Raw genomic sequence first — 23,428 nt, 5'->3', positions numbered from 1 at the left:
ACATTGTTGGGGTGAAAGTGCTCTCGCGTGCGATCTCAGCCGGTGCGCTGCGTGACTTTGTAGACCTCGCCCTGCTGGTCGTAGGTCGTCCACTCTCCGACCGGCTCGCCGGCCTCGAAGTGGCCTGATCGCTTGATCGTGCCATCGAGGCGGTACCACTCCCAATAGCCGGCGGGCTGGCCGTTCTCTGTCTTGCCCTTCGACCAGCGCGTCACACCGTTGGCGTGGTATTTGATCGTGTAGCCGTCGATGATCTCGGTCTTCTTCGAATCGCTCACATGGTCATTCTCGCCGACAGGCGGGGCGGCAAGACTACGGGCGGCTGCGGCACGTGCCAGCATCCGCCCGCATCTCTTGCGTGTTACTTGGGATCAACGGTGATCAGCGACGCTTCGGGCTCGACGGTGCCTTCGGTGACCGGGGTGACCTCGCCGAAGTCGTCGGCGTTGAGCACGATGACGGGGGTGACCATCGAGTAGCCGGCCTTCTCGATGACCGATCGATCGAAGGTCACCAGCGGGGTGCCCAGTTCGATGCGGTCGCCGTTCTTCACCTTGACGTCGAACCCTTCGCCATTGAGGTTGACGGTGTCGATGCCCACGTGAATGAGCACTTCGAGCCCACCGTCAAGCACGAGGCCGAACGCGTGACCGGTGGGCTGGGCGGCAGCCACGGTTCCTGCTCCGGGCGAGTAGACGGTGTCGCCGGATGGCTCAATCGCAGCGCCCGGGCCCATCACGCCACCGGCGAAGACGGGGTCAGGAACCTCGGTGAGCGGCACGACACGACCCGCCAGCGGGGCGGCGATGTCGAGGGCCACGCGCTCAGCCACCGCGGTTGCCGTCGCGGTTGCCGGAGCGACTGTGGCTGCGGCGGCGGCTGGTGCAGCATCCGACGCGTCGATCACTCGGGGCTCAGCCGCCTCAACCGATGCGGGCGATACCTTCTCGGCCGCGGCTTCTGCCTCGGCAGCGTCGCGTGCTGCTTCGAACTCGGCCTGCTGCTCGGGGGTGCGGAAATTCGAGCCGATCACCAGGAACATCGATGTGAAGAACGCACCGAAGATCGCGATCGCGTAGAGGCCGATCGGGTTGAACGCTGGGATCGTGAGCAGCGAGGTGAACACGAATGCCTGCGTGGTGATGCCGTTTTCGAGGCCGAGCACGAGGCTGCCGACACCGATGATCAAACCGCCCACGAAGCATCCGACAAGAAGGCGTGGATAGATGCGCTTGAATCGCAGATGGATTCCGTACAGCGACGGTTCGGAGATTCCGCCGAGCAAACCGGCTGCGAGGGCGCCGGTGGAGGTCTGCCTCATCTGGTGGTCGCGGTGACGAATGGCGAGCACCAGCACGCCGGCGGTGGCCCCGAAGCAGGCGAAGTTCCATGCGCCCATGGGCCCCTGGATGAAGTCGTAGCCGAGGGTCTGGATGTTGAGCAGCATGACCGCGTTGATCGGCCAGTGCAGACCGAGCGGCACCATGAACGGGTACGCGAGCGGAATGACGATCGCGAAGATGAACGGCGAGAAGCTGTTGATCGCGGCGAGCAGGTTGGCGAGCGCGGCACCGGCGTAGACGCCGATCGGGCCGATGATGAACGCGGTCATCGGGATCATGACCAACATCGCCAGGAACGGCACGAAGATGAGCTGCAGGTTGGGGGTGATGATCTTGCGCAGGCCCTTGTAAACGAGGCCGAGCACCGCAGCCATGAGCAACGGTGGGAACACCTGCGAGCTGTAGTCGAAGACGGTCAGCGGAAATCCGAAGATGGGGACGATCGTCACGTCGACGCCGAATACGACTGTCGGCTCGACGCCTTCGCCGAGGGCGAGAAAGCCGGGAAGCATCAGCACGGCCATGATGGCGAAGCCGACCCAGGGGTCTGCGCCGATCTTCTTCGAGGCGTTGTAGGCCACCATCAGGGGCAAGAAGATGAACACACACTGCCACATGAGGTTGATGAAGGCCCACGACGGGTCGAGGGTCACGCCGGGGGCGTTCCAGTCGGGAATGACGTCGAGCGTGGCCATAAGGGCCATGAAGGTGATGAAGAACGAGGCGCCGAGCAGCGCGCCGAGCACCGGGCGGAACGAGTCTGAGAGAAACTCGAAGAACGAGTCGATCCAGGCGACTTTGCCTCGCACGCCCTTCGAGCGTTCGCGTTCTTTGATCGATGCGATGTCGTCTTCGCCGCCGCCGGATGGTGCTGCTCCCCCGTCGATGTCGGGCAGCGCTTTGATGTCGTTGTAGACGGACTGCACGGCGCCACCGATGACGACTTGAAAACGGTTGCCCGCCTGCGGCACCGCCCCCATCACCCCGGGAACCGCTTCGATCGCGTTCTGGTCGACTTTTCCTGCATCGACGAGCTGAAATCTGAGCCGTGTCGCGCAGTGGGTGAGGCTCTCGATATTGCTCGAGCCGCCGACGCCTTTGACGATGTCGGCTGCGGTGTTGTCTGCCATGTCGATCTCCTCCGATGGATCAGGTTCCCACCTGCGCGGTGACTGAAATGCAGAGCAATACCGCATCGATCGTGATCGTATCGCTCTGGCCGACGGAACTCTACGAAATGTTCGGCGAACAGGGATGTTCTCGCCCGAGGTGTGCGCCTAGGCCGGTTTGGCCGCGCGGTCAAGCCTGTTGTTGAACGATCAGAACAAGTGGATGCTGGTGTCTACCCACAAGCAGAGCTAGCCCCCAAGCAGATTTCGCGCCACGCAGATCCGCCCCAAGCAGAGGAGAACGCATGTCTACCGAGTCCAGCGACAACAAGACCGCCGCCGACGAAATGCCGGCCGACGAAGACCTGCAAGAGCCCAGCACTGCGAAGGAGCCCGGCGAGGAGCCCAAGGCTGACACTCCCAGCCAGCCCGAGCCCAGCCACCAGGCAGTCGGGATCGGGGTTGTGGGTGCGCCGCTCGTGGATCCCGAGGAGCCCGCCGACGACGTAAATCCCGAGGAACCAGTCGACGACGAGGGCTGACCCCGGCGTTGCCGTCGCGACTCACGTGGTGACGGGGTCTAAATCCGAAGAGCCAGCCGTCGCGGGCTGATCCCGGCGTTGCCGCTACCGCTCACGTGGTGACGGGCGCCCGGCCAGCCTCGCGGTGCAGATCTACTGGGCGGTCTTGCGTCGCGTCGCGGAGATCGTCATCGCAGCGCCAAGAAGAAGCAATGCGCCGGCAGCGAGCAGGCTGGGCTTCGGATCGAGGCCAGACTCGGCAAGCAAAGCCGCCGACGTGGAGGCCGCACTTGACGTAACCGCAGTCGACTCAGCCGCAGTTGACTCGGTGGCGGTCTCGTCGGTTGTACCGTTGCCTTCCGATGCGGTGCCCTCGTCTGAGCCATCGTCAGTAGGGGTCGGCGTTGCAGCGGCCGAGATCGCGACCGAGTATTCCGCGATGGCGTCTGGGGTGGCCCCGTTGCTGGCGGTGATCGTGAACACGAAGGTTCCCGGGGTCGTGGGGGTTCCCGAGATGACGCCGGTGGCCGAGTCCAGAGTGGTGCCGGTCGGAAGGGTTCCGCTGGAGCTGTAGGTCGGTGCAGGGGTGCCCGTGGCAGTGACCGTGTGCGAGTACGGTGTGCCGGTTTCGCCCGCGGCGGGTGCGCTAGAGGTGATCGCGGGGCTCGCGGTCTCGACCGGAGTGGTGGTGTCGCAGGTTTCGTCGACGCTGATCAGGTTGTCGTCGAGAGTGACAGCACCGGTGAGCGCGAGTAGGCGTCCGTCGATGGTTGCGCCGGTGTTGGCGGTGATCGAGGTGTAGGCAAGTACGGTGCCGACGAATGTGGCGCTAGTGCCGATTGTTGCTGAGCTGCCCACCTGCCAGAACACATTGCAGACGCTCGCTCCGCCGGTGACGGTGATCTCTGAATTGGATGCTGCGAGCAAGGTTGATGCCGCTTGAAAGATCCAGACCGATTCGGCGGTGCCTTCAAGAACGAGGGATCCGTTCAGGGAGATAGCGCCGCCGGAGTAGACGCCCGGTTCGAGTGATTTGCCGCTGAGTTCGTCAAGGCCAAGCGGTGTGGGGGTCTGACTTGCTGCGTTGTTGTATGCGACGAGGGCGTCGGATTGGGCCTGCGTTGCCACAGCGGTGGTTGCTTCGGTATCACCGTTGATGATGCCTGGCGGAAAGCCGGTGATCGACGTGCCTGGGCTCACGCCGAGGTTGCCGTTGATGACTGAGTCACCGGTATTGGTGACAGTTGAGGCGCCAAGAACACCGAATGGTGAGGCGGTGCCGAGGTCGAGCTCTGTGGCTTCGGCGTAAGCGGCAGTGCTCGGGACGAGAGCCACTGCGAATACTGCGGTAATAATGGCGGCGGAGAAACGGACTTTTGAGGATGCCTTGAACAAGGTCGATCCCTTCCTAATAGGAGGGGCATCCAAGGTCAACGTTTTTCAACAGCGTATGCGCCTAGGGCATGTCTATCACCGATTGGTCGTGACCGGCCCTTTTGTAACCTGATCGACGCACAAACTTGTCCGCACGCTGGTGTTCGGAAGGATTTTCGTCCGAGTGGAGCCTGGTAATCACCGTCAGAAAGGTGCGGGGTCGAATTCGGCATCGGTGGCGAAGTGCACGCCGCTGGAGGAATGGTCGGGATAGGTACGGCCAGTGGGACTGGTCCATTCCATGACTCCGCCCGGCTTTTGCACGACAGTCCACGGGGTGTGGTGTTTCAAGGTGTGGTGACGCCGGCACAAATGCGCAAGGTTCGAGACAGCGGTTTTTCCGCCGTGCGCCCAGTCGATGGTGTGGTCGATATCGCTGCGCGCGGTGGATTGTCGACATCCGGGGAATCGACAGTGTTGGTCACGAACCGCCAGGAGTCTGCGCATTTTCTTCGTTGGTTGGTATCGGTCAACGGCGAGAACCGCGGCGGAGATCGGATGGGTGAGTATTCGGTCCCATCCGGGTGCGTGTCTCGCGAGTTCGCGCGCGGTGTCTGGGTCGATTGGCCCGTGACCGGCAAGTGCGATCGAGTCGAACGGGTCATCGACGGGTGAATCCAACAGGGTGAGCACCGGAACCGTGACTTGCACGGTGGCTCGAATGCTGGCGAGCCCCGTGTCGCGGGTGCCGATGTGTGCAACAGGGTCGGAGGCGAGGAGCAGATCGGCCAGGAGGTCGGCGCGAATCGCGTCGAGGCTGCGACGAGCGTTGAGGAGCTCAGCCACGTGGGCGGTTGCGCGTTGCGCTTCGTCAGTAGCTGCGCGTTGCGCATCTTCCGCAGGGCCTTCGCGCTTCGCAGCGCGCGCCGCTTCACGTGCGTCGTTTATCGCCTGCGCGTCGGCATCCGACACCTCGCGTGCCATCTGGGTGAGACGATCATGGATGCCGTGGATGATGACCGCGGGGGCAGTCACGTGCAACTCGGCCATGCCGTCGTCAAGATCACGCACCTGCACGGCCCGAGAAGTCGCGGCCGCAACATGTCGTTCGCGGATCGTCTCGTTCAGAAACCACTGCGCACGCCGCTTCGCGACCGGTCGCAGTCGGGTCACGGTCTCGGCTTCGGCGTAGGGCAGAATGCTCGACTCGTACTCCGCGATCAGCTCGGGTTCGGTGATGCGGTCGCCTGCTTCAACGATCGCCTTCGCGTGGGCCAGCGAGATGCGCCCCGCGGCGAGCGCGCTGGTCGTCTCGGGAAACACCTCGACCATGCGCGCTGATTCACCGAGTTGCCGTTGCACGGTGCGGTCAGATACGCGTAATGCGGCAGCCAGTTCTGCCGCCACACTGCGGTGCGCGAAGTCTGCGTCAGATTGGGAGGCTTCAGCATCCGCCCACTCTTTTGCAATCGCCGCCGCCTCTGCGAGCGCACGAGCCTCACGTGCCTGCAACCCCGCAATCTGGCGTCGAATATCGACCACGTCACGCACCACCGAAGCAAGGCGCTCGGACGCTATCTCAGCGGGAGCAGTAGCGGTGCGGGACATACCTCAATGATGACAGGGGCCTCGGACATTTGTTCGAATGTCGGCAAGGCGAGTGTGGAGAAGGGTGGATGCTGCGCCCCAGCGCGCAGCGCTGACGCGTGCCAATGGCCAACCATTGCCAGACAATCACCACCCGTGATGGAGCGGCCTACCCATACTTCCACCGCACCGGGGCGACCTCATCGAGGAGGCAACGGCCGCAGGCTGTTGTCACGCCAGAGGGTACGGCTCCAGGGCATCTTTGGAGTCCTGCAACCGCTCGAGCCCCACCCCACCTGTGGCCGCTGTGGCCCCTGTGGCGGACGCGTTGCGCGTCGACGCGAGTGTCAGCGACCACGGCACATACCCCTCTCCCCAAACCGTGCGCGCTGTGCAAACACGGCCCCAACGGGCCTTTCCGCATGAGGTTCGGGTTCGGGCGTCCGAAACTGAGGTCATGAGCGATTTCCACTATCAGAGCGCTCTTGCCGCCGCGCACACCCACGCGTTGGAGTGGCTTGGCTCACTGCATACTCGACCGCTGCCTCCGCGCCTCGACGAGACGGCGATTGCGGCGTCGCTCGGCGAGATTCCGGGCGAGCCGGAAGACGTCTCGACGACGATCGACCTGCTCGCGGAGCGGATGGAGCCCGGGCTGACAGGAATGGGTTCGGGGCGGTTCTTCGGCTTCATCATCGGTGGGGTGCATCCCGCCGCGCTGGCTGCGGACTGGCTGGTCTCGGCATGGGATCAGAATGCGGCCATGGGCGCCGTCACCCCGGCCACGGCCGCCGCTGAGCGGACCGCCGGCCGATGGCTCCTCGACCTGCTCGGCCTGCCGGCTGGCTCTTCCGGAGGATTCGCGAGCGGCGCGACGATGGCGAACTTCGTCGGGTTCCCCGCCGCACGTGGCGAACTGCTGGGGCGGCTCGGATGAGACATGGACAGAGGGTTTGCTGGGTGATCGCGGGCGAAGAGGTGCATCTGTCGCCCGGAGCCGCACTGCGCTACGCGGGACTGCCGCAGCCCGAGCTCGTCGCGGCCGATGCTCAGAGCCGCATGATCCCGGCCGCCCTAGAAGCGGCGCTCGCCGCTGACCCGACGCGGCCGACGCTCGTGCTGCTGCAGGCTGGCGACATCCATTCCGGCGACAGCGACCCGTTTGCCGAGCTCATCCCGATCGCGCACCGCTACGGCGCGTGGGTGCACGTTGATGGAGCAATCGGACTCTGGCAGGCGGCGTCACCCTCACTACGGCATCTCGTAGCCGGGGTAGAACTTGCCGACTCGTGGACGACCGACGCCCACAAGACACTCAACGCGCCCTACGACTGCGGCCTGATCATCGTGCGGGACGAGCGGGCGCACCGCGCAGCGATGGCCATGCACGGGCCGCACATCGACGACTTCAACGACGGTCTCGGCCAGCCTTTCGACTTCGTGCCCGAGATGTCACGCCGCGCGCGAGGCGTGCCCGTCTGGGCTGTGCTGCGCTCCCTCGGCCGGCGAGGAGTTGCTGAGCTCGTTGACCAGATGGCCCTCCGCGCACGCGAGCTCGCCGTGCGCATCGCGGCGCTGCCGGGCGCGGTGACTTGCACGAGGATCGCTATCCGGGCGTCGCTTGCCAGATGCCCGTCTACGTGCGGTGCCGATCTGCCGGCGCAAGGGACGAGAGACGTGCTTGGCTCCGCAGCGCGCGCTGTCATGCCGGGCGTAGGCGCGCATGTCGCCCCCATGGCTTACGCTCGCGATTGATGCGTATTATTACGACTGCACCGAAGCCCGACCTATGGCGAGTGGCTTCTGAGCTCACGATCACCCCGACCGGGGACGACCTCGGCTCGCGTGCTGCGCGGCGGCTCGTGCGCCTTCGACGGCGGCGAAACTGGTGGTGGTTCGGAGGCGCGACGGTTGTCGCCTCCGCGGCGGGCGTTTTTGCCGCACTCCTCCAGCACCCCGTCGCGAGTTCAGCCCTCACCGTTCTAGCCGCACTCGGCGGCGCGATTGCCGCCGCTGCCGGGACTGCGCAGTTGCGCGCGGGAACCTACAGGCGGTTGACATCCCGAATGAGGCGAGGCGCCACCCCCGCGTGGTGGGTGTTTACTTCGCTTGCGTGGGCGGTGGTCCTGTCAGCGGGCGTGGCCGCAATCATCACCGTGACATCTGAGGCGTCATTTTCCTCGGTTGAATCCCTCGTGTCGACCAAACTGACGGCTTTCATGCTCGGCTTCGTGGGTATGTTGCTCAGCGCCGCGAGCTCGGCATCCGTGCCGCCATTGCTGTCTGCCTCTCCCAAACCGCGACCGTATCAAGCGCACTGGAGCCAGCTGACCTGGACCGCGTCACTACTCGCGGCGACGCTCAGCGCGATGTCGCTCGCTCTGTATCGCGGCCAAGACAGCTGGGTCTTTGAAGTGACGGTCACGATCGGATTCGCCTTCATCGCGGCCGTTCTCGCCTGGCATGCACGGGCGCTCCACAACCTCCGGTCTCAACGAGAACGACTGCTCGATGGCTTGGCTGCGGCCTACGAGCTCATGACGGACAGCGGCAATACGGACGCAGCCACAACCCGCGCGCTGCTCGCACTCCGCGCACTCACCGTTCCGGACCCGTTTCGCTCGCAGTCTCCGGCTGCCCCGCCTGCGGCAACCGGCTGGGAGATTGCGGAGGTTGTCAGCATCTTGTTGCATGCCTATGGATACGGCGACATGCCGGGATCGGTCACCAACAGAGCTCTACTAGCCGGCGAGCTCGGGCAGCCGTTTCGCGACGTGCTGGGCGCGGAGAACACAGAACTGCGAGTTGCAGGGTGTGATTTCATATCTCGGACGATCGAGTGGGCATCGCGGAACACTGCCACCGGCTAGCGCCGCTTGCCATGAACAGCCCGGTCAGGATCCTCAACCGGGCCCGGTGGGACGCGGGCCCGCTGGGGTGCTGTCTGCGCTGCAGAAGGCGATCGGTCCAGCTCCGGCCGCCGAGGCGATCGCTGGTCTAGGGGCCAGCGACGATGAGCTGGTGAGCAGAGCAGGCGTGCTTTTCTTCGCGGTGAGGTCAGTGGCCACGCTCGCGCGAGGCAGCCGTGAGCGCTCCGAATATGCGTGAGCTCTGGTGGCGGGCGAGCGACTGGCAAACTTCCGCGATATCGAACCCGGTGATGAAGGCCGCTCTGTGCGCGAGGAATCTATACTCCTCCCAGCCCGTCGCGGGCTATGCGTGGCTCGGAGTTGAGCCAAGGCGAGCTGCAATCAGTCGGTTTCGCGAGTTTTGGCGCGCTGAAGACGTTTATGCGTCTCAATTCGCTTAAGGAGGACGATGGCGCTCGCTGCCGCCGCTCTTGGGTCGACGGTAGTTGCTGCGCGCCATTGCCCGTCGGTGAGGAGGGGGCGGCTAAGGAGCCGCAGGTCGAGTGCGGCCCGAATTTCTCCAGGCTCGAGGTCGGCTATCCGCACACCATCAGGGAGACCGGGCACATACGATTCTTGAGTCCCCCGAACCATCCAGGTCGTTTTCCCGCGCCACTTCAACTTCGAGGGGGATTTACGCACCCTCTTGTCAGCACGAGATTGCGTGCCAGTGGAGGGGCTCACGCCCTTGACAACTGGGGTAGGCAAAGCGCGTGCCTCCAGATCTGTGCCACTCATGGCCGTCACTCTACTCCCGCTGGGCTGATAGCGCGCTTAGGCCCTGCGTTTCTCACATATCGGATATGGATCAGGCTGCGCAATATCCATGAGGTCCCGGCGCTTCCCAGTACGACCGTCATGAGACCCGTGACAACTATCCAGGCGACCGAGAGGCCTGCGGGCGTTAGAGCGCCCGCGAATACCGAAAGGGCGAGCGCGCACAGGGTCAAGAAGACCACCGCGGCATTGGTCACCCGAGCGACCAGCACCCCACCCCAAACCGCATCGTTGCGTCGCGCGGACATCGCCACCAGAGCAATGGGGAAGGTGAGCAAGATCTGAAGGAGTCCTTCACTAGCTCCCGTATTCGCGGGCGAGAGGCGCAGACACTGGTCGGCGGCGCTCCCTACCAAGCTGTCACAGGCCGCGAGTGCCGCGCTCACCTGAGCTGCAGCGATGATCCCAGTAACGACGAGTGTGGCCAGCGCGGCCGCGGTCGCAACCGCCATAGAGCCAGGTGTGCGCTCATAGTAGCCAGCCTCAAGTTTGGCATCGCGAGCGCCAGACGCGCCTCTCAGATAGAGGTGTGCATGCCGCTGCCCGCGGAGAATCGCGGAATCGGACTCGACAGCGTCGATCGCGGCGGGCTCAATTCGACGCCCGAGAACGTCGAGAAGCCGAAGCCGCGCCGCGTAGTACCCTGGAGGGCCAGCGATCTGCAGATGATAGCTCGCGGCGCGGGACGCGTTTGTGAGGTCGTGTGTGATCACACTCGCCGGCACTCCCGCAAATCGACGTATGGCATCGAGCAAGCGGAGACCGAGCGTGACGAGGCTCGCGGCATTAGTTATTTTCCCACCGCTGGTGTCTCCGCTCTCGGACAACGCGCCATCCGTCTCCAACGCAACAGACCCCGAACCGAAGAGCTCCGGGACTACGCGCCTCTCGACAGTCAGCCGGACGGACTTGGACTTACCACTTGAATGTCGTTCCAGTCGAACGCAGATCGGATAGTTCCACACGAGTTCGCCGATCAGACTGCAGAGTTCAAACATTCGCTGCTGGTTGGCGCCGCGCGAATCGAGAAGGAGGAAGTAGAGCAACTCTGCTTCCTCATTCATCCGGGCAGTCATTGCAGGGTCATCGGCGGGGCCATGATCGTTGGCTATAAGCCGCCAGACGCGAGCCGCGAGGCTTTCGACGTCATCTGGCGATCCGTACGCCAACGCTCCGAGCGGATTCGCGGCCATATACAGACGTTTGATGCAGCCCGCGAGATGCTTGAGAGTCTCCGCTCTATTCATCGACGAGACCCGAACTCCTGCGGAATCGATGAACGCTAAGCCACTTTCCAAACGGCCCTTTGCACTGAGAACCATCGGGATCGGCACGCTCCGTCCCCTGGGCAAGCCACGGGGGCTGATGAGGAATGTCGTCCGAATCTTTAGCGAACGCGTATATGCCTCGACGCTCTCTGTGATCCGCGCAAATCTTGCTTCAGGCTCAATCACCGCTCTCTGAAGCAGCTCGGCGTCACGTAGGGACGACCAGGCGTCTTTCGGTGACGTACCGGGTGCCGCTGGAACGAAAAGTCGGTTCGACGATTCTCGTTTGGCTTCCACAAGTCTCGCGATTCCATACGCGAAGCCGAGGGCGCAAACAATCGCGATGCAACACCACCACACGACGGATCGCGGCAAGTACGGGAATGGCCAGGATTCGCCAAGGATGCCGACGCGCCGCACCGCGGCTTCGAAGGGGTCTTTGACCAGCTCGATCACGACGACCGCTACAAGTGCCAAAGCAATGGAAAGAGCGACAAGTATCAGAACGGCCTTCCACCAGTCGCGCATCTAATCTCCCCAGTTTGTTGCCCAGACCTCGGAGACTACCGGAACCGACTGCCCTGGAAGTTCAAAAACTGATCGCTGCTCCCGACAGTCCGCTCGACCGACTCTTCACTGGGGATCCCCGAGGATCGCTTTGCGCGCAATGCGCGTGGTGAGCGTGCATTCTTGCGATGCAGCGCTTCGGCGAACGCAGATGTATTTGATTCGTCGGGAGGCTTGCAGTCGGGATTCCCGTCGCTGCTGGCACCTACTCGGGGGTGGAGGACTCCGGGTCGACCAACGTGCCGTTCTCCACGAGAGCCTCCACTGCGAGAAGCGGAATCGTAGGGTCTACCTCGGGTAGCTCATCCAGAGCGAGCGTCTCGAGCCGGGTTCGACCGTTGTCGTCCTCGTACCTCAGGAACTCCGCAATGCCTTCGCGAACGTCGTCAGGCACGTCGACCACGAGCGGGATGGTCGTCACAAGCAGGTCGGCCATACGCACTTTGCTCTGTGTCTTGCCGGTTCCCGACCGCTCGGGCAGATCAACCGTCACGCGCCCGGTGCGGGACCCCACGATCACCTGCGCCACCTCGGTGGAGCCGCCGAACGTTTCCGACACCCCGCGTAGCCGCTCCGTGCTGATCGCGCCCTCGTCGTTCTTGACACTGATGTGGTCAGGACCGGAGTGGATACTGACTTCCACCAAGTCCGTATCCTTCGCGCGGTCGATGAACGCGTCCACGGAAACCGCCGCCGCTTCCTCGTCTACGCCGCTGAGGTTCGTCTTCGCGCTCCCGATCACCGCGAACAGCTTCGGGGCTTCGAACGTGATGTGACGACCTCGCTTGCTCCAGCGGAAGCGCGCACCGGTTACGGCCTCGTCGAGCCCGAGCGGGTCCGGCTTGACGATGGTGGCTCGAGCGGAAATGACATCGAGGTTCGCTTGAATCAGGCTCTCGATGTTGGCCTCGGCATCTGCAAAGTCGAGGCTCTCCAAGTCCGCTATGGTGAGCCCGCGACCGACTCGTCGCCAGAAGTCGCGGTCATCGGTCCGCATGTACTTGACGAGGTAGCTCAGCGACTCGGTATTCAGCCGACCGGAGACGTCCGCCTTCCCGGGGAAGGTCGTGAGAGACCCCTCGCTCCCTTCCCACACCGCCTGTAGCACCCGGTTCATGCGCCACGCCTGCTGTCCCTGGAGTCGGTCGCTGATAGTCTCGACTGCCTCGGCGGTGCCGTCGGTATCAACCAGTGCAGCCGATGTGAACCCACGCTGGACTACATCAGCCAATTCGACTGCCTCATCGCCGACGAACGAGCCTCGACCACCCTGCGCGAGCGCGTTGCTCAGCATGTTGGCGGTCGAATCGGCCTTCTTGCGGTCGATCAGCTTCTCCAGCGCAGCGGCCTCGGTGAACATCGCGTCGCTGCCTGCGATCGCTTGCTCCACGTGAGGCTTTGCCTCGATGGATTCCGCCTCCGTGAGACCGAAGATTAACGGGTCTGTCGAGTCGATGAGAGCCACGTCTTCCACGAGTGCTTCGAGGTCGTAGGCCATCCGGAGATACACCCGGCGGCTCCTCGCGTCCGGCCAGGTCATGACGAAGTCGGGCGCGAACGTATGGTTGAAGTAATCGGTTCGCTTCACGCGAGCGGTCGAGTCGAGCGCCGTCAGTTCCTTGGCCACTGCGTCCTTGACGCGGAGGATGGACTCGCTGGGCGACGGGTCGAACAAGCCGTCGTGGATGAGGGCGGCGTAAGCGGACACGTCGGCCATCACTCCCCCTTCTTGGTCTCGTATGCCTCGATGACGCTCCGGTGCTCCTTCGAGATGACGAGTGTCTCCTGCTTGGTCGAGAGCACGACCAGCCACAGTCTGCTCGCCACTGCCGACACCACGTCCTCGTTCACCAGGGCGGCTGCTTTGGCCTCGTCGTCGGTCCCGAACACCCGCTCACGGTGCTTGAGGACGTGAGTTCGAACGTAGTCCGAGGTGGTCAGCTTCGGCCAGTCCGTGATGGAGTGGGGGCTCCATGCGATCCACATGAAGTGGTCCGCGCGAGAAGGCATCTTGTCGTATGCCACGTAGCACTGTGCGAGGAATTTCGAGTAGTGCTTCGGCAGGTCGCTCGGTTCGGCGTAGTTCTTCGACTCGGCAAAGAACTCGTGGCCGTCGTACTCGCCGTATTTAAGTGTGCCACCAAGGTCAAACGAGAAGTTCTGTCCGCCGTGCGGCCAGGCGAAGGTCAGCTTGGCGCGGCGGGAGGGTTGGGATTCACCCACTGCGCGTTGACGCGCGTGGTGGACTCCAGCCATCGCTTGGCGCGCTGGGCACCGTCAGCGCCCTTGGCCTGAGCCGACTCCCCTTCGATTCGGGTCATACTCCGTACATTAGCGAATTCTCATCATGCGTCCGCGCATCGCGACACGGCAGCCAATGCCGGGAGTGCGTTCCCACTGGAAACCGCCTCCTAGCCATCGACGTTCTCCGCGCGCGCTTCCGCCGCTGCGGCGGCGGCTTCATCAGCGGCGGCGTCCGCCTCCCAATCCTCCATGAGGAGTGCTTTACGTTGGCGATTCTCGCGTGCCATGGTGGCCGCCCGTCGGGAGTCGGCTGCCTCCTCGCGTGCTCGTTCGCGGAGGTGACGAATCGCACCCGGGTTCCCGGCAGCCACGTCCTCACGAAGCCGGTCGTTGTGAGCGAGCTGTCGAGCGGCCGCTCGGAACTCAACAGAGGAGTTGCGCTCGGTAGTCGGGTAAGCGTGACGAACGTCACCCGCCAAGCCTCGGATTGAGGACATGATGTCCGTGAACATCTCCGACACGTCCGGAGGTTCAGGCGTAGAGACCTCTTCGTCGCTAGCCGGTATCTCTGCAAGCTTCGCTTCCAGGTCTGACCACCACCTCTCGACGGCTCGTTCGAGATCCATGCTCGGGTTGGCCACGTCCGCGATGGACTTCATCAGCCCGACGATCCCGGCCTTGTCCGCGACAACACCGTTGAACTGTTTTAGCGGCTCCTCCAACGCAGACGGCGCGAATCCAAGGGTTACTGGCACAACCCGAGCGTCATCATTGATCCGCTTGGCTAGCGCTCCTGCTTCGAAGTTGAGCCACGGCGCTTTCATGTTCTCGGGTGTCACGCAGAGCACTCCGAAATCGGTGTCGGCGAGCCAAGAGTTGACCTCGTTGTTCCAGCGCTGCCCAGCGCGGATGTCCTCGGTCGAGCAGAAGCAGTCGACGCTCTGAATGACATCGTGAATCCACTCCCGAAGAGCTTCCGCGAGAAGCTTGCTTCGAGGACCTGACCAACTGATGAATACCTTCACAAGGGAGACCCTATCGGGCAAGGATCCCTCTTCCTGGCCTGCCGTGGGGTCATCCCTAACCTCGGGAGAGCCGGGGCGGCATTTGAGGGCACCTTTGCGCCACGAGGTCGCGGAAGGCGCGCGGAGCGCACTGGCCACGATGAAGCCCTCGGACCTGTGAAGGTATCCGAGGGCTCGTCGCTTTGTACCGGGGACCGCGAGGTTGCTCCGGCGTGTCGATCAGACTGTCTGCGGAGCACAGACGTTGAACACGCGGTCGAGCTTCCGCACCGCCTCGCCAGTGTCCGCGTTCGCCACCGGTCAGTTCGACGTCATGAGCGCATCGAAGCCCTCGCCGTCTGCGTTGAACAGCGCAATGAGACCCACGCCAGTCTCCCGGCCCTTGATCGTGTCCTTGATGACCTCGCGCCATGCGGCCTGCTCGTCGAACTGCGCCTGAGCATCCCGAGCGATGACCGAATTGGAGTGGCCGACCTCGACCAGTGCCTCGAACACCCGCTCATCGACGCCCTTGACCACCGATGCGGGGTCGTCCGACCGGAGAGCCTCGGGCAGAACCTCGGCGTTCGCGGCGATAGAGGCGAGGCGCTCCGCGCTTGCGCCGCGTATGACCTCCGCCAGCAGGCGGCCCGATTCGAGCAGCTTCTGCACGATACTCAGTTCGCGCGCCTGGACCGCCACAGCGTCAGCGGCACATGTTGGCCGAATTGGTGCGCTCCGGGTCGTGAAAATGCACTGCCTTCGCAGTGTCAGCGCGGTACTTCGCGACTGCGGCGACCAGCGCCTGCTTGTCGATTGTCCTGGTGCTTCTCGTTTCCCTGGACGGGCCCGTGGACGCCGGGTCAGAGGGTCTGACGGTTGGCAGACCGGCGTCTATAAACCGTTAGGCGGCGCTCCGAAGGGCGACGTCGAACTGGAACTCAGGAAGGGTGACGACAGTGCAAGATGCAAGCCCACTGAGCAGGGAGGAGGATTGGGATTCTTCTTGCAGAACGGGCGCGGGAGAACCGCGCGCGGCCAGTCCCTGAAGTACACGGCTACGTCAATCGGCGCTCAACGCGAACTGACGATCCGGCAGGTCGAGCTGGCTGAGCAAGCATCACGACATCAACGTGTCGTCGGGCAGGACACGAATGGTGACTGCGAGTCGCTCGGCTTCGTACTTCTTGCCCGTGTCGAAGAGCTTGGCGGATGACTCCAACCATTCAATTTGTTCGGAGAGCAGAGGATCGAGTTCTTGAGTTGAGCGGGAGCGCTGAGCGGCCACTAGTCGGAGTCCCTTCTGCGAGCGGTCGAGTGTTTTACTCCCGCGATTGGCGCTGCCGTCGTTTGCCGATTCTCGGAAGGTCCGATTTGACCAGGCAATTGGAGCATCGTCTCAAACGTTCGGTCCATGCAATGCGCGACCGTCCGCAAGCCGGTCGTCTCAGGTCTCACTTCCAGTCGTATTGCGCATCGAAAATTGGATGTGCACCGAGGCGCCTCTTGGTGGAGCGCTCAGGTTTAGCCCGAAGTACGTACGCACCGCCGGGAAACGACTCGGGGTTCTCGACCAGGTCAGGCGCGAAGGAGGTCGAATCGACTGTCCCGTCCCGGGGCCCATAGTGGAAGTAGTGCGCACACGTGTCAAGCGCCATCGCGATCCTCTCCGCTATCAGTCGCAATGCTTCTCGGAACGCAGCGAAGTTTTCATTGATGGTTACGAAACGAAGGTCTGGTCCGTCCTCCCGAGGCATCACCTGTTGCGCTGAGCTTGGTTGAAGAGATCGTCGATGTCAGATGAAAGCGACATACGGAAACTCTAGATCCACGCCTCGGAATCGTGGGGCACCAACGTCCGCAAATCGGCTCCGGGTGGCCGGCACCGAGTGCGGCGAACCAATTGGCGTACTTGCCGGTGGCGTTAGTTCAAGAAAAGGTGCTGCTTCAGCATCCCTAGTCCCTCTTCAACTGTGGTGGCCACACCTACCGACACGTCCTCGTGGTCAACAACGTCCCAAGTTCCCCTGGGCGTTCCAAGCAACCACCCCGCGTGAATACCGTTCGAAATCCACGTGACTTTTCGTCGCGTGTCCGGAATCTGCCGGTGAGCGCGTAGCCCGTCGAAATCGGTCCAGAAGGGCGAGCGGATGACGCGAGCCACCTCTGGACCGGGCACCGGGGAACTCTGCACAGCGGTTGCGACGGAGGCATCCGGCGCAGCGGGACGACTCGATTGTCTTTTCCATTCGGAACGAGGAGATGGAAGCGCACGGACGGAGAACACGACGGTTGCAACAAACAGCATCACCGCGAGGAGTGCAACGCCGATGATCGGCCATGTGGGGAGAAGAACCACGAAGATGTTCTGTCGCACAGCCTCTTGCTCGTGCGAGTGGTCGAACGTCGTGATCAGGGAAATGTAAAGCGTCCCCACACCCGCGGTCGCGACCCCGAGCAGCGAGGCGATCGTTGTGTGGGGTTGAAGGATCATTGCGCTACAGCGTACTGGCGCCAACCGACTCACGACCGAATGCCGGTCGTTCAACGGGCCCGGCGAGGAGTCCAGCGAGAGAGCGCGACGCCAGGCTCATGCCACGCCCGAAAAGCCCGACCGAGCTCCTGCCCGCTGAGTGCCCGCCAACCGAACGCCCCTACATGCCCGTCCCAAGCCCCGCACCCGCGCCGCCCGCCGCATCTCCGCTCGCGCCGCGCGCACGGCATCCTGCATCGTCAGCTCCGGAGTGCCGCGCTGCATCGACTCGGCGAGCCCCTCGCGGGCAGCATCATCCGTCGGCGCCACCACGATCGCAACGTTCTGCACCCGCCCGCGGGTGAGACCCACGTACAACCCAGCCGCATCCACATCCGGCCCGACCACCGACGCATCGGCGGTGTCGCACTGCACTCTACGCACGGCCGACGCATAGGCGAGCTGCAGGTGCTCGCGCGCGTACTCGGCAGACACTCGCCGCAGCTCTTCGCGTCGCTCACGGACACCAGATCGACGAACTCCTCGCGGATCCCGCGCACGATCCACTGCGCGCGATTCTCGACGCCCGTGAGCCGGTCGTTGCGGCGCGTCTGCACCGTGTCGCCGACGAAGATGCGCTGCTCCCCCATCCCCCACGCGACCACACCGGCATCCAGCTCACCGTGATCGACTCGCCGCTGCTGGATCGCGTCGTTGATGGCATCCGCCTCAGCGTTGGTGCCCGACACCAGCGCGACCCGCTGCCCACGCGCATGCCACTCAAAGTGTGCGTCGATCATCCGCTCACGCGCGGCATCGTGATGATCGACCCGCTCGACGTGACCGCGTTCCGCAAGCTCACCGGCAACCGCCAGCGCATGCTCGCGATCATGAGCCACGCGCGGACGCAGCGTGAGCGCCGCATACTCGGGATCGCGGAACCGATGCACCGTATCGAGCTCAACGGCGGCATTCGCGTGCCGAATCGCGGAACCCATCGCGCCAGCATGCCGGATGGGCAACGCCTGATGCGGGTTCCCAACGAACGCGAGCCCGACCCCCTGCTCGATCGCGAGACCGCAACACGTACTGCGTCGGGCCACACAATATGCGGTACCGGTGCTACGGTCGACTTCTCCCACGGGCAGGTGTGTCCACACCATCGCACCAACCTGATCCGCACCCCACCGGTAGCCGTGGTCGACGAGCAGCGCAGGAATGCTGAATGCCGCAGCCCCGACTCGCGCGGTGATGGTTGCGATTGGTCTCACAACACTCGCGGGAACGACAGGATGCGAATGACGGTGCTCACCGCTATCGTCCAGTCATGGTGTCCTACGCAGACCTTTCCGATCCGAACGCCATCGAAGCAGCGCTCGGAGAGTTCGATCGCCTTGGGCGGTGGGCCTTCCTCGACAAGTACGGTTTCGGTGAAGCACGGGAGTACTTCCTTGTGACCGATGACGGTCGGTACGACTCAAAGGCGATCTTCGCCGCTGCCTACGAGGTGCAGTACGGCGTCGCGGTCTCGAGCAGCGAGATCAGCGGAGGTAAGTCCGGCGCCGCACGACGCCTGCAGGAACTTGGATTCGTCGTAGAGGGGCTCGATGTCGAACGAGGGCGCCGAACCTTCGCCACTTTTGATGCAGCGCTGCACGAGTTTACGATCCCGTTCGAGAACCTTTCTGCGGTGCGTGAGCATCTCGCGCGATTCGAATTTCGAGAAGCGTACATCCCCCGCAGCGGAAGCTACATCGCAATGGTTCCCTTCGATGGCAGCCTGGTTCACTACATCAACAGCGGATCGATCTACTTCCGCAATATCGACGGAACCGGCGAACTCATCCCGCTCCCAACAAACCAGCTCGGGCGCAGTGGTTTCTCTCGCAACGCCTCCACCCGCAAGGCCGTCGACGTCTGTTCTGAGTGCTGGCTAGAACTTCCCGCAAGCGGAGTGCGCTCGAACCACTGACCATACGCATACCGGCGACGTGGCAAGTTGCTAGTGCACCCTCCGATACCATCCAAAGCGCACCCGTTTTTTCGAGCTAGGAAAGTTGGCCAGAGACTTGAACTTGCTGTCGGCGGTGATGCCCGGAATCCGAGAAGTGCGCACTCCGCTCGCGACCGGTGCGGTCTGGATCTTCGCCCTTTACCTGATCGCGGACGCCAACCGCACCGAACTCGCAGGCGCATACCCCATCGTTGGCAACTGGGCAGCGGCTGCGACCGCGATTCCTGCCGTCTACCTGCTCGGAGGGTTGGCATTCGCCTCTTACCTGGTTGGCATAGCAGCAACGCCGCTCTCGGAGCTTGTCGCAAACGCGGCACAGAAACTCGTGCTCGAATCGAATGTGCCGCTCGAAGGGGGAAAGTTCCGCCGCTGGGCAGGACGGCTTCGGCGGCGCGTCGATGCAAGCGAGGTTCGCGAGCCCGTGATGGACGCGATTGCCGAAGCATATCGACGAGGCGAATTGCCGGTGGACGCGGCCCTCCAGTATCCCGCCGAGGCAGTAATTGACCGTCTGGATCTGACTTCGCTTCAGCTCTGGCACGTTGCTCCTTCCCAGTATCAGGAATATGACCGGCTCAAGGCCGAGGCGGCATTCAGGGTAGGCGTGGCCCTGCCGCTCGCCTTTGCTGGATCCACCGCTGGCCTACTCGTAGGCGGACTGCTGGGATTTTCGATTGGCGCGATCGCTGTGCTCGGTGCGCTCGTTATGACTCTTCAGGCTCGCATTCTGGATCATCGGCGGAACGTGCTCATCGCGACCGTCGTTAGTCAGGGTGTCGTCCGCGACTCACTTCTGGAGTCAGTTGTGTCCGAACTCAGTCGCCTGAATCTTCCATTCGGAAAGGAGTACGCGAGCTTTCATCATGCGCTGGCGTTGGCGGTTGCATTCGACAAGGTTGGTGACTACGAGACCAGTGACGCTGCGGCGGCAGCCGCTGGGTGGGAGGCGCGGGAGTACGCGGAAATCACGTGGACTCGCGAAGAGTTGGAGCAGTGGCTGGGAACAGCTGCGCGAATGGCGGGAGAGATCTTGGACCTGGGAGACTCCGACGATCTCATTCGTCCGTTCGAGCGCGGGATCGATGCCGTTCTGCGCTGGTGGGACTCCTCGAAGGATCGCAGGGAGCAATTGCTTGAGGAGCGTGAAGCGCGCGTAGCGCGCGCTTCACTTGAATCTGCAACATAACTCGGGAGCTTCCATGCGCGTCGAGGGCAAAGGAATCGCGTAGCGATTCCGCGGCAGTTTGTTGAGCGCTCTGCTTAGCTTGATTCGAGCTCGCATAAGGAACGATCCCGGACCCTAGTGAGTGAGATTTGACTGAGTAGAGGAGCCCTTGTCTGGGAGGGCTGCGCGACATAATCGGCCTGTGCCCGTTGCGCGAAACGTAATCAACTGACCCGGCCGTCCTTTGTCGGCGCGTCAGAATGGTTACTCCGTGTGACACACTCAGCCCCCTCAATATCTTGCGCCCGTCGTCCGCTTCGATGCGGGTTGGTCCTTCACCCCTGTTCCTGCTGCGAGCGTGATCACGATGCCACCCCGTCACCTGACACGCCGCGTCCAAATGACTGCTTTCTCCGACCGCATCGCTTTCGGCCACTTTGCCAACAGCCCCTTCGTGATCGCTTTGCGCTGACCTAACGTAAGCGCCATCCTCGATCAACCCCACGCGAGTGATTCGAGATTGATCAACGAACACATCTACGCGGGAACTACTGATGGGTAGTCGCCCTAGTTTCGGAGGCTGCGGTCATGCCGACAGCATGTGGAAATGACCGAGTCCAAGCCGGCAGATGTCGTAACTAGAGCCTGACTGTCGAAGCAAGGAGCCAATCATCGCTCCACTAGTGCTTGTCAGCGGTACCCGCTTCAGTTCCCACAGGTCGCTCGCCTATTGACGCACATGGCGGGCAGGGGACTGCGGCGACAGGTGTACACCTCGCGCACGCCCGCCCCGACTAGGAGTGGGTTGCTGATCGGGTCGGGCAAGTCGATCGGCCGAACGCTCCGCGGCCTCTCGCGTACTCTCAGGGATGAGCGCATATAGCTCAGCCGCCCTACGGGGCTGGGTTACGAGCTCTTCCACCAGTGCGTTAATCGCGCCAAAGAACGGCTCCACGATCTCCACGGCGTCTCCTTCTAGGTAGAGCACAACGAGATCGTCCTCATCATCGTGGAGGGAATCATTGCCGACCACTCGAAGAGCGGTGCCAACGGGCCAGAGGGCGTCATTGATGCGACCCCTTCAGTGCGCCGATCCGATCCTGGAGATTTGTCCGCCCAGTTCCGCTTACTTCCTTGAGCAATGACTCCATCGCTGCGCGTGCAAGCCCTGCGGCGCGCGCCTCGATAGCGGCAGCACATCCGCAGCCTCCCCCGTAAAGCTTCGCGGCCTTCTGGGGCATGTCCAGGTGCGCGTCCGGGACATCAAGAGCAACGTGGGGTGGAGCAGATCGCCGTCGCGCCACACTGCGCAGCGCTGGCAAGATGCGCAGAGGGTCGCCGTCCATTGCGCCGAGACCCGCCATCTCGCCGCGGGCGCCCCTGGTGCCATTGCGCCAGTCTTCACTCGAAAGCGATCACCGCTTACTGCGAAGGCTTCAGGACCATCGAACACGAACACGAATCCATTGATCGACTCCACCTCGATCGCAGCCCGGCATGGCGGCTGAATGCACTGCAGTACGGGCAGTAAAAGCGATCCTCGTCGGTCATGAGCGTGATCCAAGTGTGGCCCGCGGACATACCCGCTCGCGGGGGTCGACCCACAGACTGCTCGGAATCACAACGTCGCCGCAGTCTGGAACACGATTGAGCGGGGGTCGATCCATGCCCGCCTTCGTCGGTCCGAGTGCGTACGCGGTACGTTCAAGCGATGACGCTGTTGGGCTCCCTCTCTGACAGAGTCGACTGATACTTCCTGGGGCAGTGCCGCGCACTATGCGGAGCAGTATGCCCTGAGTGACCAAAAGTACGCGCACCTACGCCGCTGATCGAGAGAAGGCGCGTGCGTTCGCCGAACAATGCCGTCGCCACGAGCATGACTACTCGGACACCGGTGATCTTTGCCGGCATCGGCGAGTCGCGTGAGATCAGCTCCGCACACGCCGGCAATCTGGGCTTGCAACGTGGGAACCGGCGCGTGCTGCCTAGAAGCTGAGCGGACCGCCCATGCCGCTATGAAAGCGAGACCGGGACAGGTGGCTCCACGACGGAGCGAGATTCGGCGACGCGCTGACGCATTGTCTCCGCCGTCATCTCAGCCGTGCGCATGAGATCGAGTATTGCCTGATGGTTCCGCCAGTGCATTTCCCAGAGTTCGGCACCGACAAGCGCTTCGAAGTCGACCTTCGTGGGTGTGCCCCAGCTTTCAAAGTCGCTAAGCCTGGCCATTCTCACTTCAATGTCAACCACACCTCTTGTCGTCGGTGAAAGTCGCGCGGAACTGAGCATCCAGTCTCGCCAGTGTCTATTGCCTTTGCTCTGGTTGCATTTCCCGCAGGCAGGGACGAGATTGTGAATCTCCGAGATATAGCCAGTGGGCTTTTGCGCGACCACGAGCGGACGGAAGTGGTCCCACTCCGTCGCGCCATCGCCGCAGTAGGCGCACACGACCGTATCCATCCCGAGAACCAGTAGCGCTTCTTCAATTTGGGCCTCAGTCGGCCAAATGACCGGAATGATGCCGTTCACAAATGAGTTCGTGATGCTCGAGCTGCGACCGGTGATGCGCACAGGCTTGGGCATCGCGAATTTTGCGTGAGTAGGCATGCGTGTGACGTTACTTGCTCGTGCTTCTACCTCTCGTTTCCCACTCGCAGAAGGTCACAACAGACCCACCGAGACCGAGAACCGTCGCCTCATTGATCGTGGCGAAACTCAGATCCCGATCCCATGTCCCACCATCGCCGCCGCGACCGTGTGCGCCATTGCCCCTCTCTTGCCGCCCGCCGCAACTCTGCCTCCGCCGCTTGCACAGCATCATCCTGCATGGTGTGTTCTGGCGTTCCCCGCAGCATCGACTCTGCGACGTTCACCCGCGCCGCATCGTCCGTGCGCGCGACGGTGATCGCGAGATTATGGATCCGCCAGCGTGTCAATCCGACGTCCAGCCCGGCAGCACCCACATCGGGACCGACCACCGATGCGTCGGCCGTTTCTCCCTGGATCGCGTGCACCGTCGAGGCCTAGGCCAGCTGCAAGTTCTCTAGTGCGTACTGTGCGGGTACACGCCGCA

General features: G+C 63.1%; 21 protein-coding genes. 7 read left to right on the top strand and 14 right to left on the bottom strand.

The window, feature by feature from the left end; translation table 11 throughout:
• Positions 1–35: 35 nt before the first annotated feature.
• Together WDU96_RS06090 and WDU96_RS06085 are read right to left on the bottom strand one after the other, a co-directional pair.
• Positions 36–278: a toxin-antitoxin system YwqK family antitoxin gene (locus WDU96_RS06090; RefSeq protein WP_337337575.1), complete on the bottom strand. Its 243-nt coding sequence runs from the start codon at positions 276–278 to the stop codon at positions 36–38.
• Positions 279–361: 83 nt separating this feature from the next.
• The gene (locus WDU96_RS06085) at positions 362–2,473 is read right to left on the bottom strand and encodes a glucose PTS transporter subunit IIA (RefSeq protein WP_337337574.1); all 2,112 of its coding nucleotides are present in this window, start codon (positions 2,471–2,473) and stop codon (positions 362–364) included.
• Between the two features lie 284 nt (positions 2,474–2,757).
• Here WDU96_RS06085 and WDU96_RS06080 point away from each other — a divergent pair, with 284 nt between their 5' ends.
• Complete coding sequence (locus WDU96_RS06080; protein WP_337337573.1) at positions 2,758–2,994, top strand: hypothetical protein; 237 nt, start codon at positions 2,758–2,760, stop codon at positions 2,992–2,994.
• A gap of 132 nt (positions 2,995–3,126) precedes the next feature.
• Here WDU96_RS06080 and WDU96_RS06075 read toward each other — a convergent pair whose 3' ends face one another.
• Together WDU96_RS06075 and WDU96_RS06070 are read right to left on the bottom strand one after the other, a co-directional pair.
• Positions 3,127–4,368: an ice-binding family protein gene (locus tag WDU96_RS06075; protein WP_337337572.1), complete on the bottom strand. Its 1,242-nt coding sequence runs from the start codon at positions 4,366–4,368 to the stop codon at positions 3,127–3,129.
• 183 nt (positions 4,369–4,551) lie between these two features.
• On the bottom strand, positions 4,552–5,955 hold the full coding sequence (locus WDU96_RS06070) for an HNH endonuclease signature motif containing protein (protein ID WP_337337571.1): 1,404 nt from the start codon (positions 5,953–5,955) through the stop codon (positions 4,552–4,554).
• Between the two features lie 436 nt (positions 5,956–6,391).
• Between WDU96_RS06070 and WDU96_RS06065 the strand changes: the two genes are divergently transcribed.
• From WDU96_RS06065 to WDU96_RS06050, 4 genes are read left to right on the top strand one after another with little or no spacing between them, the layout of a single operon-like run.
• Entirely contained in the window at positions 6,392–6,871 is a 480-nt protein-coding gene (locus WDU96_RS06065) for a pyridoxal-dependent decarboxylase (RefSeq protein ID WP_337337570.1), read from the top strand.
• A gap of 23 nt (positions 6,872–6,894) precedes the next feature.
• On the top strand, positions 6,895–7,689 hold the full coding sequence (locus WDU96_RS06060; RefSeq protein WP_337337569.1) for a pyridoxal phosphate-dependent decarboxylase family protein: 795 nt from the start codon (positions 6,895–6,897) through the stop codon (positions 7,687–7,689).
• Positions 7,689–8,804, top strand: coding sequence for a hypothetical protein (locus tag WDU96_RS06055; RefSeq protein WP_337337568.1), 1,116 nt, complete (start codon positions 7,689–7,691; stop codon positions 8,802–8,804). Before WDU96_RS06060 ends, WDU96_RS06055 begins: the two co-directional genes overlap by 1 nt.
• 46 nt (positions 8,805–8,850) lie before the next feature.
• On the top strand, positions 8,851–9,042 hold the full coding sequence (locus WDU96_RS06050) for a hypothetical protein (RefSeq protein ID WP_337337567.1): 192 nt from the start codon (positions 8,851–8,853) through the stop codon (positions 9,040–9,042).
• Between the two features lie 544 nt (positions 9,043–9,586).
• Here the strand turns inward: WDU96_RS06050 and WDU96_RS06045 are convergent.
• From WDU96_RS06045 to WDU96_RS06010, 8 genes are all read right to left on the bottom strand, one after another.
• Positions 9,587–10,813, bottom strand: a complete 1,227-nt coding sequence (locus tag WDU96_RS06045) for a hypothetical protein (protein ID WP_337337566.1) — start codon at positions 10,811–10,813, stop codon at positions 9,587–9,589.
• Between the two features lie 847 nt (positions 10,814–11,660).
• On the bottom strand, positions 11,661–13,172 hold the full coding sequence (locus tag WDU96_RS06040) for a hypothetical protein (RefSeq protein WP_337337565.1): 1,512 nt from the start codon (positions 13,170–13,172) through the stop codon (positions 11,661–11,663).
• Entirely contained in the window at positions 13,172–13,678 is a 507-nt protein-coding gene (locus WDU96_RS06035) for a hypothetical protein (RefSeq protein ID WP_337337564.1), read from the bottom strand. Before WDU96_RS06035 ends, WDU96_RS06040 begins: the two co-directional genes overlap by 1 nt.
• Positions 13,642–13,776, bottom strand: a complete 135-nt coding sequence (locus WDU96_RS06030) for a hypothetical protein (RefSeq protein WP_337337563.1) — start codon at positions 13,774–13,776, stop codon at positions 13,642–13,644. Before WDU96_RS06030 ends, WDU96_RS06035 begins: the two co-directional genes overlap by 37 nt.
• Positions 13,777–13,866: 90 nt before the next feature.
• Positions 13,867–14,862, bottom strand: a complete 996-nt coding sequence (locus WDU96_RS06025) for a toll/interleukin-1 receptor domain-containing protein (protein WP_337337562.1) — start codon at positions 14,860–14,862, stop codon at positions 13,867–13,869.
• A gap of 162 nt (positions 14,863–15,024) precedes the next feature.
• The gene (locus WDU96_RS06020; protein ID WP_337337561.1) at positions 15,025–15,405 is read right to left on the bottom strand and encodes a hypothetical protein; all 381 of its coding nucleotides are present in this window, start codon (positions 15,403–15,405) and stop codon (positions 15,025–15,027) included.
• 1,222 nt (positions 15,406–16,627) lie between these two features.
• A complete protein-coding gene (locus WDU96_RS06015; protein WP_337337560.1) occupies positions 16,628–17,197 on the bottom strand; it encodes a hypothetical protein in 570 nt (189 codons plus the stop codon).
• 239 nt (positions 17,198–17,436) lie between these two features.
• Entirely contained in the window at positions 17,437–18,339 is a 903-nt protein-coding gene (locus tag WDU96_RS06010; RefSeq protein WP_337337666.1) for an AAA family ATPase, read from the bottom strand.
• Positions 18,340–18,503: 164 nt separating this feature from the next.
• On the opposite strand from WDU96_RS06010, the gene WDU96_RS06005 reads away from it, so the two are divergent.
• Together WDU96_RS06005 and WDU96_RS06000 are read left to right on the top strand one after the other, a co-directional pair.
• On the top strand, positions 18,504–19,148 hold the full coding sequence (locus WDU96_RS06005; RefSeq protein WP_337337559.1) for a ScoMcrA-related endonuclease: 645 nt from the start codon (positions 18,504–18,506) through the stop codon (positions 19,146–19,148).
• An 85-nt stretch (positions 19,149–19,233) separates the two neighbouring features.
• On the top strand, positions 19,234–20,376 hold the full coding sequence (locus WDU96_RS06000) for a hypothetical protein (RefSeq protein WP_337337558.1): 1,143 nt from the start codon (positions 19,234–19,236) through the stop codon (positions 20,374–20,376).
• Between the two features lie 1,992 nt (positions 20,377–22,368).
• Here the strand turns inward: WDU96_RS06000 and WDU96_RS05995 are convergent.
• Entirely contained in the window at positions 22,369–22,962 is a 594-nt protein-coding gene (locus tag WDU96_RS05995) for an HNH endonuclease signature motif containing protein (protein WP_337337557.1), read from the bottom strand.
• An 89-nt stretch (positions 22,963–23,051) separates the two neighbouring features.
• A complete protein-coding gene (locus WDU96_RS05990; protein WP_337337556.1) occupies positions 23,052–23,369 on the bottom strand; it encodes a hypothetical protein in 318 nt (105 codons plus the stop codon).
• Positions 23,370–23,428: the final 59 nt, after the last annotated feature.

It is taken from the genome of Microbacterium marmarense (assembly GCF_037204165.1).
Taxonomy (GTDB): Bacteria; Actinomycetota; Actinomycetes; order Actinomycetales; family Microbacteriaceae; genus Microbacterium; species Microbacterium marmarense.
This window is presented reverse-complemented; position numbering and strand designations above follow the sequence as displayed.

Coding starts and splice junctions, on each gene's coding strand:
- WDU96_RS06005 (WP_337337559.1), top strand. CDS start 18,504: ATGGTGTCCTACGCAGACCTTTCCGATCCGAACGCCATCGAAGCAGCG.
- WDU96_RS06045 (WP_337337566.1), bottom strand. CDS start 10,813: ATGGCCGCGAATCCGCTCGGAGCGTTGGCGTACGGATCGCCAGATGAC.
- WDU96_RS06055 (WP_337337568.1), top strand. CDS start 7,689: ATGCGTATTATTACGACTGCACCGAAGCCCGACCTATGGCGAGTGGCT.
- WDU96_RS05995 (WP_337337557.1), bottom strand. CDS start 22,962: ATGCCTACTCACGCAAAATTCGCGATGCCCAAGCCTGTGCGCATCACC.
- WDU96_RS06040 (WP_337337565.1), bottom strand. CDS start 13,172: ATGGCCGACGTGTCCGCTTACGCCGCCCTCATCCACGACGGCTTGTTC.
- WDU96_RS06085 (WP_337337574.1), bottom strand. CDS start 2,473: ATGGCAGACAACACCGCAGCCGACATCGTCAAAGGCGTCGGCGGCTCG.
- WDU96_RS06030 (WP_337337563.1), bottom strand. CDS start 13,776: ATGACCCGAATCGAAGGGGAGTCGGCTCAGGCCAAGGGCGCTGACGGT.
- WDU96_RS06010 (WP_337337666.1), bottom strand. CDS start 18,339: ATGGTGTGGACACACCTGCCCGTGGGAGAAGTCGACCGTAGCACCGGT.
- WDU96_RS06070 (WP_337337571.1), bottom strand. CDS start 5,955: ATGTCCCGCACCGCTACTGCTCCCGCTGAGATAGCGTCCGAGCGCCTT.
- WDU96_RS06015 (WP_337337560.1), bottom strand. CDS start 17,197: ATGATCCTTCAACCCCACACAACGATCGCCTCGCTGCTCGGGGTCGCG.
- WDU96_RS06065 (WP_337337570.1), top strand. CDS start 6,392: ATGAGCGATTTCCACTATCAGAGCGCTCTTGCCGCCGCGCACACCCAC.
- WDU96_RS06080 (WP_337337573.1), top strand. CDS start 2,758: ATGTCTACCGAGTCCAGCGACAACAAGACCGCCGCCGACGAAATGCCG.